15 protein-coding genes are annotated in these 18,142 nt (G+C 53.6%); 13 read left to right on the top strand and 2 right to left on the bottom strand.

All coding sequences use genetic code 11. The features are described 5' to 3' along the window. Positions 1-393: 393 nt before the first annotated feature. From hpnH to pnp, 8 genes are all read left to right on the top strand, one after another. Entirely contained in the window at positions 394-1,503 is a 1,110-nt protein-coding gene (gene hpnH / locus BM022_RS00425; protein ID WP_091135671.1) for an adenosyl-hopene transferase HpnH, read from the top strand. Positions 1,504-1,594: 91 nt separating this feature from the next. After that, positions 1,595-2,227: an HpnM family protein gene (locus BM022_RS00430; protein ID WP_091135673.1), complete on the top strand. Its 633-nt coding sequence runs from the start codon at positions 1,595-1,597 to the stop codon at positions 2,225-2,227. A 145-nt stretch (positions 2,228-2,372) separates the two neighbouring features. Beyond that, positions 2,373-5,033, top strand: a complete 2,661-nt coding sequence (locus tag BM022_RS00435; protein WP_091135675.1) for an MMPL family transporter — start codon at positions 2,373-2,375, stop codon at positions 5,031-5,033. 135 nt (positions 5,034-5,168) lie between these two features. Further along, the gene (locus BM022_RS00440; RefSeq protein ID WP_091135677.1) at positions 5,169-5,987 is read left to right on the top strand and encodes an MlaA family lipoprotein; all 819 of its coding nucleotides are present in this window, start codon (positions 5,169-5,171) and stop codon (positions 5,985-5,987) included. 189 nt (positions 5,988-6,176) lie between these two features. Continuing rightward, positions 6,177-8,123 carry a squalene--hopene cyclase gene (gene shc / locus BM022_RS00445; protein ID WP_091135679.1) on the top strand — a complete coding sequence of 649 codons (1,947 nt, stop codon included), beginning with the start codon at positions 6,177-6,179 and terminating at the stop codon, positions 8,121-8,123. Between the two features lie 23 nt (positions 8,124-8,146). Next, positions 8,147-8,872 carry a phosphorylase family protein gene (locus tag BM022_RS00450; RefSeq protein ID WP_256208766.1) on the top strand — a complete coding sequence of 242 codons (726 nt, stop codon included), beginning with the start codon at positions 8,147-8,149 and terminating at the stop codon, positions 8,870-8,872. 308 nt (positions 8,873-9,180) lie between these two features. Beyond that, positions 9,181-9,450, top strand: coding sequence for a 30S ribosomal protein S15 (gene rpsO, locus BM022_RS00455; RefSeq protein WP_091135683.1), 270 nt, complete (start codon positions 9,181-9,183; stop codon positions 9,448-9,450). A gap of 111 nt (positions 9,451-9,561) precedes the next feature. Beyond that, entirely contained in the window at positions 9,562-11,667 is a 2,106-nt protein-coding gene (gene pnp / locus BM022_RS00460; protein ID WP_091135685.1) for a polyribonucleotide nucleotidyltransferase, read from the top strand. 147 nt (positions 11,668-11,814) lie between these two features. Here the strand turns inward: pnp and dksA are convergent, their stop codons facing one another. Beyond that, positions 11,815-12,237, bottom strand: coding sequence for an RNA polymerase-binding protein DksA (gene dksA / locus BM022_RS00465; protein WP_091135687.1), 423 nt, complete (start codon positions 12,235-12,237; stop codon positions 11,815-11,817). A gap of 467 nt (positions 12,238-12,704) precedes the next feature. Here dksA and BM022_RS00470 point away from each other — a divergent pair, with 467 nt between their 5' ends. From BM022_RS00470 to BM022_RS00490, 5 genes are read left to right on the top strand one after another with little or no spacing between them, the layout of a single operon-like run. Further along, complete coding sequence (locus BM022_RS00470; protein WP_091135690.1) at positions 12,705-13,124, top strand: hypothetical protein; 420 nt, start codon at positions 12,705-12,707, stop codon at positions 13,122-13,124. Positions 13,125-13,134: 10 nt separating this feature from the next. After that, positions 13,135-13,989: an HvfB family MNIO-type RiPP peptide maturase gene (locus tag BM022_RS00475; RefSeq protein WP_091135692.1), complete on the top strand. Its 855-nt coding sequence runs from the start codon at positions 13,135-13,137 to the stop codon at positions 13,987-13,989. Continuing rightward, the gene (locus BM022_RS00480; protein WP_091135694.1) at positions 13,970-14,770 is read left to right on the top strand and encodes an HvfC family RiPP maturation protein; all 801 of its coding nucleotides are present in this window, start codon (positions 13,970-13,972) and stop codon (positions 14,768-14,770) included. The genes BM022_RS00475 and BM022_RS00480 overlap by 20 nt, the downstream gene beginning before the upstream one ends. Beyond that, positions 14,760-15,452 carry a class I SAM-dependent methyltransferase gene (locus tag BM022_RS00485; RefSeq protein ID WP_256208768.1) on the top strand — a complete coding sequence of 231 codons (693 nt, stop codon included), beginning with the start codon at positions 14,760-14,762 and terminating at the stop codon, positions 15,450-15,452. Before BM022_RS00480 ends, BM022_RS00485 begins: the two co-directional genes overlap by 11 nt. Positions 15,453-15,493: 41 nt before the next feature. Then, positions 15,494-16,678: a BaiN/RdsA family NAD(P)/FAD-dependent oxidoreductase gene (locus tag BM022_RS00490; RefSeq protein WP_218146807.1), complete on the top strand. Its 1,185-nt coding sequence runs from the start codon at positions 15,494-15,496 to the stop codon at positions 16,676-16,678. 129 nt (positions 16,679-16,807) lie between these two features. Here the strand turns inward: BM022_RS00490 and hslU are convergent, their stop codons facing one another. Next, positions 16,808-18,139, bottom strand: a complete 1,332-nt coding sequence (hslU, locus tag BM022_RS00495; protein ID WP_091135699.1) for an ATP-dependent protease ATPase subunit HslU — start codon at positions 18,137-18,139, stop codon at positions 16,808-16,810. Between the last annotated feature and the right edge of the window lie 3 nt (positions 18,140-18,142).

The following is an 18,142-nucleotide window of genomic DNA, read 5'->3' on the forward strand; positions in this document are numbered from 1 at the left end:
AAGAACTGCTAAACCGGTTCTCCATGCCTAAGGAGAGCATGCCGAGCGGACTTTGACCCTGAAGAGGTTGTGTGTTTAGTTTGTCCGACATACATGCTAATATGCCGATGCATTGCAAGTGTTCCGCCAAAAAAATGGAAAATGGGTAGAACACCCGCTAGCTAGTAAGGACGCCTTACCTGGCGATATTCGAAGAATACCCGCTCACACGTTACCTGGATTAAATATGAGATCATCATATTATCAAGCTGTGCCTTGTCTGCCGGATCGGGATGGACGATATCGATGTGAAAGTGTTCGAAAGCACGGTGTTTAATCTAAAAAACGAGAAAAAAAGCGGTTGATATTGTCCGCCATTTATCAGTTTATTGAAGTTTTCTGGAGGGTTTGCACATGGGAGTTCCTTTACGTCAACAGATCGCGGTAGGCACTTATCTGCTGAAGCAGAAGTTGAGAGGAGTAAAAAAATATCCTATGGTTTTAATGCTGGAACCGCTGTTCAAATGTAATTTGGCTTGCGCAGGTTGCGGCAAAATAGATTATCCGGACCACATCCTCGACCAGCGCCTGTCCTTTCAACAGTGTATGGACGCCGTTGATGAATGTGACGCCCCGATGGTCTCCATTCCTGGTGGCGAGCCGCTAATACACAAGGAGATGCCTCAAATCGTTGAGGGAATCATCGCGCGGAAGAAATATGTGTACCTCTGCACGAATGCGCTTTTGTTAAAGAAGAGGATCGACGACTATACCCCGTCGCCTTATCTGACTTTTTCTATCCACCTCGATGGTCTTAAAGAGCGCCATGACGCCTCAGTTGCTCAGGAAGGGGTTTTCGATCGGGCGGTAGAGGCCATAAAAATCGCAGTGGCAAAGGGATTCAGAGTAACGGTCAACTGCACCCTTTTTCAGGGGGAAACTCCTGAAGACGTCGCCGAATTCCTTGATTATGCGATGGAGCTCGGTATTGAAGGTGCCACCATTGCGCCGGGGTTCAACTATGAACGTGCTCCCAGGCAGGATATCTTTATTAAAGGAAAGGATACCAAGAATCTATTCCGGGGTATTTTCAAGATCGGAAAGACGCGCAATTGGAAATTGAACCATTCTTCGCTTTATCTTGATTTTCTCGCCGGCAACCAGAACTATCAATGTACCCCATGGGGCAACCCCACGCGTAACGTCTTCGGGTGGCAAAAGCCCTGCTATCTCTTGTCTGACGAAGGTTACGCAGCGACGTTCAAGGAACTGCTTGAAGATACGCCATGGGACAAATACGGAAACAGCAGTAATCCCAAATGCGCTCAATGCATGGCCCATTGCGGCTATGAAGCAACTGCGGTCGAAGATATGTTACAGCATCCGGTAAAGGCGTTGATCACCTCCATCAGAGGTCCGAAAACGACTGGTCCAATGGTGGCTGAGCCTTCACCGACCTGGGCAGACGACGAACCCAAACTTCCGAAAACGCTTGCAGGAATTCCGGTTAAGGTTCAACGATAACAGCGCATGCATCTAGGTCTTCAAAGCCCCAAGTATCATAGCTTGTTGGGGCTTTGATGGCGACTAGCGCATTGTTTTAGAGGCTTTCGCTATGAGAATTCTGCGCTCGATCAAGTCGCTTTTTCAATTTCAGATGGTGGTGCTGATGCTCCTGGTTGCTCCGGCATCCTGGGCGCAGACGCAGGGGCAGCCCGGGCCGCAGGAGGTGGTGAGCCATCTGCAAGAGACACTGATCAAGTCGATGCGCGAGGGTGGGAAACTGGGCTACCGCGGCCGGTTTGAATTGTTGGCTAAGGCAGTTGACCAAACTCACGATCTCGACTTTATTGCGCGCACAACACTTGGTGCCAATTGGACACAGTTGAGCGTGGAGCAGCAGCGCATTTTCACTGATGTTTTCCGAAAGCTTAGCATTGGCACCTATGCGGGGTGGTTTAAAAGTCACGAGGGTGAGCGTTTCGAGTTCATTGAGCAGCAGGCCATGCCAAGGGATCAAGTTATGGTGCGTACTCGGTTCGTCCAATCGGGTAGTGAGCCGCCCGTACGTTTCGATTATGTCCTCCGGCAGACAAACGACGGGTGGCGGATCGTCAATGTCCTTGCTGATGGGGTCAGCGATCTCGCGCTAAAACGCGTGGAATATCGTGCGATCCTTCAGCGCGACGGCTTCCAGGCGCTGATTGATATGCTCAAGGACAAAATCGTCCAGACCGAGCAAGATTAAACAAGTCGAGTCTGTCAACCTTGCGGGCCCCGGGCCTTACGGGTAGCGCGTCTGCCGGAAAGACCGCCGGCCCCGTTGCCTTTTTGCGCATCATATCCCTTAAAGCCGCGTCACGGATTCATCGCTTCAGATTGCTCTCCGAGGTATGACCACACCGACCAAAGCTTCTCACAGCCGCACTTACGAAATTTTTGCGCGCTGGTCTACCATGTCCTATCGGCACGGTGCCTGGGTTCTTCTCATTGCCCTACTGGGCGCGATTGCCTGCGGGATATATGTCTCGCGTAACCTTGGCATGAACACCGATACCACGGACATGCTTTCGGAGCACTTGCCGTTTCGCGTCAACATGAGGCATTACACCGAAACGTTTCCGCAAGATATCGATACCATGTTGCTGGTCGTGGAGGCGCCTACGCCCGAGCAAGCACGTGCCACGACGCAACGTCTTGCCATGCGGTTGAAGGCGGACACCACCAATTTTCAGGATGTCTTTGCGCCAACCGCCGAGGATTTCTTTGCGCGTAACGGTTTGCTATACGAAAGTATTCCGGAGCTGGTGCAAATTACCGATCGTATCGTAGCCGCGCAGCCGCTTATCGCGCAGATCGCTGATGATCCTACCTTGACTGCTTTTGCTGACGTGCTCACGCTGGCAGTTACAGAAATGACCAAGGGACGCAACATGGAACTGCGGCCCGTCATGGAAGGGATAAGCGCAACGCTGGACGCGCGTATCGACGGAACGCCGAGAGCGCAGTCATGGCAAGCGTTATTCAGCGGCGAGGCACAAAAGGATAAATATCAACACATAATCGTCGTCAAGCCGAAGCAGGATTTTTCTCAGCTATCTCCGGCGGAACAATCCCTTAACGCTCTGCATACCATCGCAAAAGATATTGGTGTGACAGAGGGCGGCCCGATACGCCTACGAATCACGGGTGAGGCGGCGTTAGCCAATGAGGAACTTAAAAGCTCGCTTAGTGGGATGGAATATGCCGGCGTGATCACCTTTGTTATGGTGGGCCTGGTGTTGTACTTTGCCATGCGCACTGGCGGGCTGATCGTTAACGTCCTGGTCTGTCTGACGATGGGTTTGCTTCTTACTGCGGCATTTGCCACTGCGGTTGTCGGCCACTTGAACCTCATTTCTATCGCATTCGCCGTGCTGTATATTGGCTTGGGCGCGGATTTCGCCATCCACTTTCTACTGCGGTATCGAGAGGTTCTCGAAAGTGGTTCCCCGCCGGATCAGGCCATACAGGTTTCCGGCGGGGATGCGGGCGCTGCGCTGACAGCCTGTACTATCACCAACGCCATCGGTTTCTATGCATTCATGCCCACCGACTACAGTGGCGTAGCAGAGTTGGGCATCATCTCCGGGACAGGAATGATAATCAGCCTGCTTGTTACCCTGACGATTGGCCCGGCTCTGTTACGGTGTCTGCCGCAACGCAGGTTCAGGAAATCAATCCCCAAGAGCCCCGTCGGCAAAGTGCTTGAACTCTCCCTGAGGTGGCACAAGGCAACCTATGCCGCTACTGCCGTGGCTTCCGTTGCTGCCCTCGCCATCCTGCCCCAAGTGCGGTTTGACTACAATTTGCTGAACATGCAAGACCCCCGCGGCGATGCGGTGCGGGCGTTCCGGGAACTACTCGCTAAAGCTGAGGATTCGCCCTGGCATTCAATCGTCCTGGCGAAGGAGCGCACTGAAGCGGAACGTTTGGCCGAAAACCTCGCCAAACTTCCCGAAGTAAGCAAGGTGGTTACCATAAATGATTTTGTGCCATCAGAACAAGACGAGAAACTGCTGCTTATTGAGGACATGGCCCTTACGACTGGGCTTATAACAATTTCAACCAGGGCCGAGTCTGCCGCCAGCGACATCACCGCACGGCAACGTCGTGCACTGGACAAGCTGGCTACAGTATTGGATCAGTTTATTAAAGCGCATCCCAATCATGCCGCAACCGAAGCCGCCGGCAAGCTGAAATCATCGCTCGCCAACCTGTTTGCTTTGGTTGACAAGGCGGGGACCGACGAGCAGAAGGGCAAACTGCTTAGTTCGGTGGAGGAGGATCTGCTCTTAACCTTACCCATTGCACTGCAGAGCCTGCAGCTCGCAACTGAAGCCGCTCCGTTCGGGGAGGACGACCTGCCGGCTGACCTGGTCAATCGCTGGCACAGCCACACTGGAGAATACCGGGTGGCCGTCTACCCGGCAAAAGATCTTAACGATAACGACGAGTTGCGGCGTTTCGTAATGGCCGTGCAGGAACTGGCGCCCAACGCGACCGGTGCACCCATGGTAAGCCTTGAAGCAGGCGAGGCAGTGGTGAAGGCATTTGTCCAAGCCTTTCTGCTGGCGCTTGTTGGCATCGTCGTAATATTGCTAATATTGTTGCGCAGTTTAAAATATACCATCTTAGTGCTGCTACCGCTGTTGCTATCCAGTTTATTCACTGCTTCGTTCACAGTTCTGCTGGATGTACCATTCAACTTCGCAAATATTATTGCATTACCGTTGCTGCTCGGTCTTGGTATCGATAGCAGCTTGCATATGGTGCACCGAAGCTTGAATAACGAGATGGTGAGCGAGGTACTGGTTCATACCAGTACTGCGCGAGCGATTTTCTACAGCGCCTTGACTGCTTTGGTTGATTTCGCCAGCCTGATGTTTTCCTCGCATCAGGGAACCGCCAGTATGGGGATAATGCTCACGGTGGGACTGACATTTACCCTCGTCTGCACGCTCGCGGTGTTGCCCGTGTTGTTGCGGGCACCGGTTCAAGGCGCGAGAACGTAATGACTTTGCGAAGTTCTGCGCCAGTGGCGATTATTGTTTATACTTCGCACCTTGTGATGATTTAACGCATTAACTGATTCGTTTTTTTTGTCGAGCCCATCAGATAATCAACGCTTGTACTCCCTCTTACGCATCATGACGCGTGAAGCGACAATCGGCTTATTATTAGCTTGCGCCTTATCACTCTCGGGTTGCGCCACGATGCATCCCGCGGGCCCTGGCACCGATCCGATTGATCCAAACGAAGAAACGAATCGCAAGTTCTATGACTTCACCGATAAAATTGATCGCGCGGTTCTGGCCCCGGTTGCGGATGTCTACGTAAAATACGTCCCCAACCCCATGCAGCGTTCGATTGGAAATTTCTATGATAACCTCGCCTACCCGAACGTTATCCTGAACGCTTTTCTGCAGGGAAAAGTTCGTCAGGGATTTGAGGACAGCCTACGTTTTGTAGTCAATTCGACTATTGGCTTGGGAGGGCTCTTTGATATGGCGGGTCAAATGGGACTGCCCCAACACGATGAAGACTTTGGGCAGACACTGGGGGTTTGGGGCGTCAATACCGGGTCTTACTTGTTTGTACCCTTAATAGGGCCGAGCACTTATCGCGATGCCCCGGGTATTCCAGTGAGTGTCTTCAGCAATCTCCTGTTTTATGCTGGTTCGGTGGCAGGCACCGCTTTCGTGGCGCCCGTGACCATTTTAAGCATCATTGACAAGCGGGCCAGATTATCCGGTCCAATGCGGATTCGCGATCAGGCGGCACTGGACCCTTATCTATTTGTACGAGAAGGCTATTTGCAACAACGTAAGCACTTGATCTATGATGGCCGTCCGCCGCCGGAGAGCTACGAGGATCCGTCGGATGATGCTTCCCTTCAGAACGAACCGGCCGTTGGAATATCGGATAAACCATCGGCTAAACCAACCTCGTCAAGTCCCGGGATATAGCAAAAATAGATGTATTAGAGGCATGTCGCATTTTTTGAACGGACTTCTATGGTTAAGAATCCCGACCTCGGCCATCCGTTCGCGTGGTATCGGGTCAGCGGAATAGAAACGTGGCTGTCAGTATTTGTTCTCATGACCGTATGGATGGGGTTGTATCCTGACTCACCGTAAGGAAGGTAGGTAAAAAAAATGAAAAGATTCGAAGGCGCTGCAATACTTTCATCGCAAGATCGCTATCCGGATTCAGGCGGGCCGACCATGCTGGAAAACGGATTGAACGCGGCGCGAGACGCTCTGCTTTCATTGCAAAAAGACGACGGACACTGGTGTTTCCCGCTCGAGGCGGATTGCACTATCCCCGCCGAGTATGTGTTGATGATGCACTTCATGGATGACGTGGATGCAGACCTTGAAATCAGGCTCGCGCGGTTCATTCGTGAAAAACAGGATCTCGAGCACGGCGGTTGGCCCTTGTATTACGGCGGCCCCTTCGATCTGAGTTGCACCGTAAAGGCGTACTACGCGCTCAAGATCGTGGGAGATTCTCCGGATGCGCCTCACATGATGCGGGCGCGCGCAGCTATTCTCAAACACGGAGGGGCGGCGCGGGCAAACGTATTCACACGCATATTGCTCGCAATGTATGGGCAGATTCCCTGGCGCGGCGTTCCATTTGTCCCTGTGGAAATCATTCTGTTGCCGCGATGGTTTCCATTTCACATCAGCAAGGTCGCGTACTGGTCTCGCGCGGTGATGGTACCGCTTTCCATCCTGTGCAGCTTGAAAGCGCGCGCGGTCAACCCGCGACAAATACATATCCAGGAACTGTTTACAACTCCCCCCGAGGAAGAGCGAGACTATTTTTCGGTGCGCACCCGTCTCAATCGGCTGTTTTTGGTTGTTGAGCGTACTGCTTCGCTGTTTGAGCCGTTTATTCCGAAGCCATTGCGTCGCTATGCGCTACGAAAAGCGGAACGCTGGACCATTGAGCGCCTTAATGGGGATTCCGGCCTTGGCGGAATCTTCCCGGCGATAGTCAACGCCGGCGAGGCGTTGGCGTTGCTTGGCTATCCATACGAGCATCCTCATCGGGAGCAATGCCGCCGTGCACTACGTAAACTGCTGGTGGATGAAGGCGAGCGTGTCTGGTGCCAACCCTGCGCGTCACCTGTGTGGGATACCGTTCTGGCATGCCTCGCCCTACAAGAGGATATCAACGCCGACCAGAAGCCTATTCGACAGGCGCTCGATTGGCTAATTCCTAATCAAATACTTGATGCACCTGCGGATTGGCAGGAAGAGCATCCGGAACTCCTGGGCGGCGGCTGGGCTTTTCAATATACCAACCCTCACTACCCGGATTTGGACGATACCGCGGCGGTAGCATGGGCTCTACAGCAGGCCGACCCGGCGGCATACCACCAGAGCATCGTACGCGCCGCAGACTGGCTCGCGGGCATGCAGTCGCGGAACGGTGGTTTTGCCGCGTTCGACTCCGACAATACATATTACTACCTGAATGAAATTCCGTTTGCAGACCACGGCGCTTTGCTTGACCCCCCGACCAGCGATGTCACGGCGCGATGTACCGGTTTCTTGGCCCTGCACGGCGAGGACCGGCATAAGGAAGCTGTACAGCGAGGCCTTGCCTGCCTATACCGCGAACAGGAACCGAGCGGCGCGTGGTTTGGGCGCTGGGGAAGCAACTATATTTACGGTACCTGGTCCGTGCTGGAGGCTCTCCGTCTGGCCCGTGTTGATGTGGGTGATCTCGCCGTCCGCCGCGCTGTGCTATGGCTAAAGTCGGTGCAACGGGATGATGGAGGCTGGGGCGAAGGTAACGATAGTTATTTCGAACCGCAGCAGGCAGGCCAGTTCAAGGTAAGCACATCGTTTCAAACCGCGTGGGGGCTGCTGGGTCTGATGGCGGCAGGTGAAGCGAATTGCCCGGAAGTGCGCCGAGGCATCGCATACTTGCTGAATACTCAGGACGCGGATGGACTATGGCACGACCCGTGGTTTACGGCGCCTGGCTTCCCACGAGTTTTTTACCTGAGATACTACGGGTACACAAAATATTTCCCCCTATGGGCCTTGACCAGATATCAGGCGCTGACCGGGAATGCATTTGTGTGAGGGGAGTAGGCATTGTCACCGCGATGCGAGTTGAAGCTCGCTGCATTACCCAGGGTCGCCTACCATTCAACGAGCGGATCGGCCTCGGGGAGCATGGAGCGATATGGCTTTCCGGTATAGGTGCAGAAGCAGCGCGCGCAGCTGCCGAGGGGTTGCGTGCATCTGGCGCGACAGCGTTGATGAGCTTTGGTTTTGCGGGAGCCCTGGAGCCAAGTTTGCGTCCCGGGAATTTAGTATTGCCGGAATTGATCCATACTGGTCGCTTACTGGAAGTTGACTTGAGCTGGCGCGACCGTCTGCGGCAGCGGTTGCCTGCGCACATAAGTGTCGTTGGAGGCATCTTGGCTGCGAGCGCCGGCGTGCTGACGTCGGGCACGACAAAATCCGAGCTGGCGCAAGCTACCGGGGCCTGCGCAGTGGACATGGAAAGCGGAGCCGTAGCGGAAGCTGCCGCTCATGCCGGCCTACCGTTTCTGGCCGTGCGGGCAATCTCGGATCCGTTGGAATTTTCACCTCCAACCGTTCTGCTTGATGTGGTACGCCCTGATGGTAGCGCCGACTTGGCTCGGCTGCTGCCTTTACTACTACGCCGGGTTTTAACCGTTGGGACACTGCTGCGTCTTGCGGCTGATTCGCGGGCCGCATGCTCCGCATTGGCTAGCGTTGCGCGATTAGGCGGGACGGAAATGGGGATTGCTTCACGCAACTCCGTTTCATCCCCCGCAAGCTACCGAGGCAGTGCCAGGTAATGTGCCCGACACCGCACTTGACTAGGCAAGAGCTTGCAAGTCACCTGTTCATCCCCTGCTGGCCCCTCTGCCCGCACAGTTCATCGATATCCCGGACAACGGCGAGAGTGAGCAGGTAAACAGAAGATGAGCGCCAGATACATCGGCGCCAGTAATTACTTTGTTTCATGCTAAACCTCAGTCCCGGTTACCGCTTCAGCTTTGCCTGCAGGCTCAGCATGAAATAAAACGTAACATTACTTGAGCGTTGACCATGTTAAAGGTTAAAATATCGCCCTTCTTTCGTATCAGCTGTAATGGAGAGTAGCATGTCAGTCACAACCGATCAAAAAGCACAGGTAGTACGCGACTACCAACGAGCCGCCGGAGATACTGGTTCTCCCGAAGTGCAAGTGGCGTTGTTGACCGCACGCATTAACGACTTGGCCACTCACTTCAAAGCGCATGTCAAAGATCACCATTCCCGCCGCGGACTATTGCGCATGGTGAGTCGACGCCGCAAGCTGCTGGATTATTTGAAACGCAGCAGCGCCGATAGTTATCGTGCGTTAATAGAGCGTCTCGGCTTGCGCAAATAGCATATCGAGCCCTGATTGAGATAGTATGACCGAATGAGCATCTAAAGTTTTAGGCTTGTATCGGTTCACCCGGCGCGGCGCTGAAATGTTTTTATCGAAAAGGGTAGGTAATTGAAAATCAAGAAAAGCATCTCGTACGGGTCTCATCACCTAACGCTCGAAACCGGAGAAATAGCAAGGCAAGCGCACGGAGCAGTAATCGTATCCTTGGACGATACAGTGGTCCTGGTTACCGTGGTGGGCGCAAAACACGCTAAGCAGGGGCAGGATTTCTTCCCCCTAACCGTCGATTATCAGGAACGGACCTACGCAGCCGGAAGAATACCGGGAAGTTTTTTCAAGCGGGAGGGTCGTCCGTCCGAAAAGGAAATCCTCACTTCTCGTCTGATTGATCGGCCCATCCGGCCGCTATTTCCCGATCATTTTTACAATGAAGTACAAATCGTAGCCACAGTCCTGTCATCCGATAATGAGGTAGATGCGGACATACCCGCCATGCTCGGCGCCTCTGCGGCGCTGGTTCTATCCGGCATTCCCTTCAATGGTCCGATTGGTGCCGCCCGCGTCGGCTACGTCGATGGCGAATATGTCTTGAACCCCACCACGACCGAATTAAAGCAGACTCAGTTGAATCTCGTTGTGGCAGGTACGCAGCAAGCGGTCCTGATGGTAGAGTCCGAGGCCAACGAGCTAAGCGAAGACATCATGCTGGGCGCCATTCTTTACGGCCATCAGCAGATGCAGGTCGCAATTGATACTATCAATGAGCTGGCCGATGAAGCGGGGGTTACCGCATGGGACTGGGTATCACCCTCGCGAGACGCCGCGCTGGCTGAGAAAATCGCAAGTCTGGCCGAAAATGATCTGCGCGCCGCCTTCCAGATCAAACAGAAACAGGTTCGATCGGAAACCATCGACAACATCTGGACAAGGGTATTCACTGAAGTTGGGGTCGATACCGAGGACGGGCCGGATGCACAAGCGGTCAAGGAGGCTTGTTTTGCGCTGGAATCCAGAATTGTGCGTTCCCAGATTCTCGACGGCGAACCGCGCATAGACGGGCGCGACACGCGCACCGTACGTCCTATTACCATTCGACACGGGTTGTTACCGCGCACCCACGGCTCCACCCTGTTTACCCGCGGCGAGACCCAGGCGCTCGTGGTTGCAACGTTAGGTACGGGTCGGGACGAGCAAAAAATTGACGCGCTGCAAGGGGACTACTCCGAGCGCTTCATGCTTCACTACAACATGCCACCGTACGCTACGGGTGAGACCGGTCGGGTAGGTACGCCCAAGCGCCGGGAGATCGGCCACGGCCGCCTTGCCAAGCGAGCGCTGGTTGCCGTATTGCCTACACCTGAAGAGTTCGGTTATTCGCTGCGGGTCGTTTCCGAGATTACTGAATCCAACGGTTCGAGTTCTATGGCCTCAGTCTGCGGCGGTTGCCTTGCACTGATGGATGCGGGTGTACCGTTGAAAGCCCATGTCGCTGGCATTGCCATGGGGCTGATCAAGGAAGGCAACAGATTTGCTGTTCTGACCGACATTCTCGGGGACGAGGATCATCTGGGCGATATGGATTTCAAGGTGGCCGGTACCGAAAAAGGTATCACGGCTCTACAAATGGATATCAAGATCCAGGGCATCACCAAGGATATTCTCCACGCTGCGCTGATCCAAGCCCAAGAAGGACGTTTCCATATTCTTGGCATCATGAAAGAGGCCATGCCCGCGAAGCGCGAGGAAATTTCGGAGCATGCCCCGCGTATCATTAAAATAAAAATCAACCCTGAAAAAATCAGGGATGTGATAGGAAAGGGCGGAGCAGTAATTCGTGCGCTGACTGAGGAGACCGGCACCACTATCGATATCACTGACGACGGCACCGTTATGATTGCCTGTATCAATGCCGAAGGTGGTGAGTTGGCGAGAAAGCGAATCGAGGATATTACCGCCGAGGTAGAGGTGGGAAAAATATACCAGGGGATTGTATTAAAACTTCTCGATTTTGGCGCCATTGTCAGCGTGCTGCCGGGCAAGGATGGATTGTTGCACATTTCCCAGATTGCCAACGAGCGCGTCAATAACGTTGCTGATCATCTTAAGGAAGGGCAGACTGTGCGTGTGAAGGTTCTGGAGGCTGACGATAAAGGTCGTCTACGTCTCAGTATGAAAGCGGTTGCTGCCGAGACGACAGATAGCGAAGCGACCTAACTCAGGATAAGACGAGTTGGAACAGATGAGCCCCCTCGTAGCAAGCTAAGACCTTAATCTCATCCGTAAAAAAAAGGCCCCTATAGTAAGACAGGGGCTTTTTCATGGCGGCACCTATTTCCGACCGCGTGACAACAAAGGGGTAGGTTATTTAGCGACTTGCTTTTCCCTGATCTCGTCGAGCGTCTTACAATCTATGCAAAGGGTAGCGGTGGGGCGCGCCTCCAGACGTTTCAGGCCGATTTCAATCCCGCAACTTTCACAATAACCGTAATCACCGGTATCAATTTTTGCAATAGTCTCGTCTATTTTCTTGATTAGCTTGCGCTCACGGTCACGATTGCGCAGTTCCAGCGCCATATCCGATTCCTGGCTGGCGCGATCATTAGGATCCGCGAAAATGGTGGCCTCGTCTTGCATGGTATGCACCGTGCGATCTATGTCCTGCCCCAACCCAACTTTAATCCCTTCCAGTATATTGCGAAAATGCAATAACTGCTTGGGACTCATGTAGTTTTCCCCTTTCTTCGGCTTATACGGGGTGGCTTGTTTATATAGTTCTTGCGGCATGTTTAGTATTCCTCTTTCATTTCTCGTTACTATGACGACGCTTCAAAAAACCTATATATAGCGACTAGGACGCACTTATTTTTGACGTATTGATAAAAAAAGTATTGCCATCAGAGCCATTTCGAGCGCTGAAATCCTCAACAAAAAACAGACTGAACTTGGATGCTATTCGATTCAATAAGGATGAGTTGATGCTATGTACTCATGTATGAGAACTTGGAAAACTTCTGTCAATTCATTCGCATGTAATCTGGACAGGGCAGCACGAATTCTTGCAGAATTCTTAACGCTTGAATACCCCCTGAACAAAAATAAATGCGGGGCTGTTGCCAAAGATTTGAGTATTGCAATTGCAATTCAGGGATGCCGGTGTCGAGGATGTGTCGCCGATCGTTATTCGCCCTTGAATCGTCGGTCGCCTTTGCCAAATTGTGACATAATATTTTCTACACTGAGGAGAACATATCGTGCGCCACCACAAATCCATGATTTCGATTGCAGTTGGCTCCGTACTTGTTACGAGCTTGAGCACGGCGTCGATCGTTCGTGCAGCTGACGACGCCCCACCAGCCAATAATCCTTTCGCCATTCAATCTCTACCCCAAGGCTACATGGTAGCCTACGCTGATAGAGTCGATCCCAGCAAATACGGTACGGCCACGAAGGAATATGGCGCCGCCACAAAGGGCGGCGAGGGAAAATGCGGCATGTCGCTGGCGGACACGAACAAGGACGGTAAGGTCACCAAAGAGGAATTTTTAAAGCACCACGGAGCCATCTTCGACCAGATTGATGTCAATAAGGATGGTTCTGTCGACAAAACGGAAGCGGATAATTTCGGCGGAGGTAAGTCCAATCCCAGTTCGCCCGCTCCCATGAAGAAGTAACACCTGATTCGTGGAGTCCCTGCGCGCGGCAAGCGTGGGGCTGGGATTTCGGCAGGAATTGATTCCTGCGCTGAAAAACCGTGTCCCAGCCGTGATCGATTTCTTCGAGATCGCCCCGGAAAACTGGATCGAGCTTGGCGGAAGATACGAACGGGACTTGCGTAGCTTCACCGAGCGCTACCCCTTTGTTTGTCATGGTCTCTCGCTCTCGATTGGAAGCCCCGCGCCCCTGAATGAGACTCTATTACATTCGATACGCCGGTTCCTCGACCAGCACCAGATTATCTTATATACCGAACATCTTTCCTATTGTTCTGACGACCGTGGCTACCTCTATGATCTTCTCCCGGTCCCGTTCACCGAAGAAGCAGTAAGATATGTTGCCTCACGGGTTCGGCGCGTCCAGGAGATTCTGGAGCGGCGCATCGCCCTGGAAAATGCCTCGTTCTACGTGCAAGCTCCTGTTGCTGATATGAGTGAAATTGAATTTATTCGGGCCGTGTTGATAGAAGCGGATTGCGACCTGCATCTCGACGTCAATAACGTTTATGTTAACAGCGTGAATCACGGCTACGATCCTGTCGAATTCATCCGGGCCATGCCCACCGAGCGCATTGTCTATCTGCATATAGCAGGCCATCATAATGAAGCGCAGGATCTAATAATCGATACCCACGGAACGGAGGTTATCGATCCGGTATGGGCGTTGTTGGATGAAACCTATCAAATTCATGGCGTACGGCCAACGCTGCTGGAGCGGGATTTTAATATTCCGCCTCTTGAAGAACTCGTGCGCGAAATTCAACGCATCGACGTAATTCAGACCCGCTACGCAGGCCCGCCCAATGTTGCCGCCGCTTCCTGAATTCCAGCGCTTCCAGCGTGAATTCACGTCGCACATTCGCGACCCCCGGGGACACCCTTGTCCAGGCGGAGTCGAGTCGCGCCGTATGGAGGTTTACGCGAGGCTGGTTTACAGCAATCTAGAAAATTTTCTACTGCCATGCTTTCCCGTTGTCAGAGATGTGCTCGGTGCGCAACGGTGGGCAGAGCTCGTGAAGAATTTCCTGGCCACCCATCGCAGCGCCTCGCCTTTTTTCCGACAGATACCGGACGAGTTTGTCCAATTCCTTCAGACCGAGGGTGCAATACCTCAAACTTACCCGCCCTTCCTGCTGGAGCTCGCACACTACGAGTGGGTCGAGCTGGTGCTTTCCGTTTCGAATCGCGCTCCGGACTGGGCATCAATCGCGCCCGACGGCAGCTTATTGCTAAATCGCCCTGCTCTAAATCCGGTGCTCGCCAACCTGAGTTATCGCTGGCCGGTGCACCGTATTGGACCGCAGGTCGACGTCGAACCGGCGGAAACGCACCTGCTGGTATTCCGCGACCGGTCCGGTGATGTGCAATTTACCGAGATCAATGCCTATACTTCGCGCTTGGTTAACCTTCTGGAGTCCGGCAAGTATAGCGGTCAGGCGGCGCTTGAAATAGTTGCTGCGGAAAGCCGCCACCCCATGCCGGAGGTCGTCATAAAGGCGGGACTGGAAGCTATGCTCGACTTACAAACACGCGGCGTCCTGCTCGGGGTCGTCCAAGCACCGTGCTTGCACTCCGCAACGCCACCGGCGACTCTTGACGATTAATTTGGATGAAATAATCGCCTCCAGAGAAGGAAGTGGCGAGACAACCCCGTTGAATACCGACCCGCACGACCTGAGAAAAACTTCCGAGCTAACGCTGGCTCGGTACAACGAACGTGCCGATGCGTTCTGGACGGGTACGAAAGACCATGACGTCAGCCAAAATATCGCCGCATTTTTGCAGCACATCGAGAGCGGTCCGCCCTGCACGATTCTCGATTTTGGCTGTGGACCGGGCCGTGATCTGAAAGTTTTTTCGGAGCTTGGTCATATTGCCGTTGGGCTGGAGGGGGCCATACGTTTTGTCGAGATGGCGCGATCCTATAGCGGCTGCGAAGTGTGGCATCAGGACTTTCTTCAGCTCTCCCTGCCGTGCGGATACTTCGATGGCATATTCGCCAATGCTTCCCTGTTTCATGTTCCCGGCTCCGAATTATCCCGTGTATTGGCGGAGCTATCGATGGCATTGAAACCCCGCGGCGTGTTGTTCAGCTCCAATCCGCGGGGGAATAATGAGGAATATTGGAATCAGGGGCGTTATGGCCGGTATCACGACATCCAGGGCTGGCGCGGCTTCATGGCCGGAGCGGCGTTTATCGAGATAGATCATTACTACCGGCCCGCGGGACTTCCGCGCGAACGCCAGCCGTGGCTTGCCAGCATATGGCGTAAAGCGAGCTCGTAGCGTCAAGCCCGGGGCGTCATTCAGTTACAGCTCACATGCGCTTGAAAAAGGACGTGATCATAATAGGCGCAGGTGCCGCAGGCATGATGTGCGCAATGGAGGCCGGAAAGCGCGGACGTTCAGTACTGTTGCTCGATCACGCAACCAAGCTCGCCGAAAAAATCCGTATTTCAGGCGGGGGCCGGTGCAACTTTACCAATCGTCATACAACGCCAGCGAATTTCCTTTCGCACAATCCTCATTTCTGCCGCTCGGCATTGGCGCGCTTCACCCCGCAGCATTTTACAGCGCTCGTGGAAAGGCATGGTATCCGTTATCACGAAAAGAAGCTCGGACAATTATTTTGCGACGGCAGTTCGCAGCAAATCATCGACATGCTTCGGCGGGAGTGCAACCAAGCGAAGGTGCAATGGCAAATGCCATGCCGAGTTACCAATATAAATCGCCCCAGCGCACGCGGCGTGGGCTTCATGCTTGAAACCGACGTTGCCGAGTTCGAGACGGAATCGCTGGTGATCGCGACTGGGGGCCTTTCAATCCCCCAAATCGGATCAAGTTCTTTGGGCTATCGCATTGCAGAGCAGTTTGGGATCAGCGTGACGCCGTTGCGCGCGGGCTTGGTTCCATTGATTTTTGCGCGCGACCAGCTGGCACAGCTTTCCGAACTTCCCGGGGTCGCGCTTGACGCAGAGGTATCTTGCAACACCGGGCGTTTCCGAGAAAATCTACTCGTTACACACCGCGGGTTGAGCGGTCCCGCGACATTGCAAATTTCCAGCTACTGGAAACCAGGGTCTCCTATCCACATCAATCTGTTACCCGGTCTGGATGCCAAGGCGTGGTTGCTCGAACAGAGGCGTAGCCGCGCGCTTCTCTCCAATGTGCTAGCGCAACATTTGCCGCGGCGGTTTGCAAAAGCCTGGATCGATTCAATCAAAGGAGAGCAGGACGTGGCGATGCATCACTATGATGATCACAGCTTGAACAAGATCGCCGCGCAATTGCACGATTGGCAAATCAAGCCCGAGGGTACCGCCGGTTACAAAAAGGCGGAAGTAACGCTTGGCGGGGTAGATACCCGGGAGCTGTCCTCCAGAACCATGGAAGTGAGAAAAGTGCCGGGCCTATTCTTTATCGGCGAGGTAGTGGATGTAACCGGGCATCTGGGTGGTTTCAATTTCCAGTGGGCCTGGGCATCGGGCCATGCGGCGGGACAATTTGCCTAGCGCAAGTCCCCTATCTGATTAGTGACCGCATAGTGGGCGCTCGCTTGCAATGGTGTGCCGGTCAAGTTCCTGAAGACGGCGGGCGTCGGTGCGGTACTACCGGGATTCGTACAACAGTATATCGAGTGGTTACAGCACGTAGCGCGCCAGATCCTCGCTTTGGGATAAACTATCCAGTCGCGTATTGACATATTCGGCATCGATAACGACCGTGGCCCCGGTGTGTTTTTCGGCATCGAAAGACACCTCTTCCAGAAGCTTCTCCATCGCAGTATATAAACGCCTCGCGCCGATATTCTCGGTTTTTTCGTTAACCGAAAAAGCAATCTCCGCCAGTCTCCGCACCGCTCCGGGGGTAAATTCCAACTTGATCCCTTCCGTCTCCAGGAGCGCTTCATACTGGCGTGTAAGGCACGCATCCGTATTGGTCAGGATTTGCACGAAATCATCGGCGCTGAGGCTCGTGAGTTCGACACGAATGGGGAATCTCCCCTGTAATTCGGGTATCAGATCGGAGGGTTTGGCGAGATGAAATGCGCCGCTGGCGATAAACAGGATGTGATCGGTTTTGATCATCCCATATTTGGTTGAAATGGTGGTACCTTCTACCAGTGGGAGCAGGTCGCGCTGAACACCCTGACGCGAAACATCCGCTCCGGAAGTTTCCGAGCGACTGGTGATCTTGTCGATCTCATCGAGAAACACAATGCCGTTCTGCTCAACATTTTGCACCGCCTGAAGCTTCAATTCTTCATCGTTAACGAGTTTGGACGCTTCTTCTTCGGTGATGAGCTTCATGGCCTCGCGAATCCTGAGCTTCCGTGTTCTCTTCCTCTCTCCTCCCAGATTCTGGAACATGCCCTGGATTTGCGTGGTAAGTTCTTCCATGCCAGGCGGCGCAAAAATTTCCATGTGCGTGTGGGGGGAAGCCACGTCGATTTCGATTTCCTTATCGTTCAGCTCCCCCTCGCGTAATTTCTTGCGGAATTTCTGCCGGGTAGCGCTTTCGCCTTCACTCACCTCTATCGGCGCGCCGATCTCTCTCGCCGCCGGCAGCAGCACGTCGAGAATGCGTTCTTCGGCGTGATCTTCAGCACGAGCGCGCATTTTTTGGGTTTCCCGCTCGCGCGATTGCTTGATTGCCGATTCCACCAAGTCACGTATGATGGAGTCCACATCCCGCCCAACGTAACCTACTTCAGTAAATTTTGTCGCTTCGATCTTGATGAAAGGGGCATCCGCAAGCTTAGCCAGTCGCCGGGCAATTTCGGTTTTGCCGACTCCGGTGGGTCCGATCATTAAAATATTCTTGGGGGTAATTTCCTGCCTTAGCGGGTCCATAACCTGCTGTCGGCGCCAGCGATTTCGGAGCGCGATGGCGACGGAGCGCTTGGCTGCCTCCTGTCCAATGATATGCTTATCCAACTCATGGACGATTTCCCGCGGGGTCAACTGAGACATGGC

This window comes from Nitrosospira sp. Nsp14 (assembly GCF_900113575.1).
Classification (GTDB): domain Bacteria; phylum Pseudomonadota; class Gammaproteobacteria; order Burkholderiales; family Nitrosomonadaceae; genus Nitrosospira.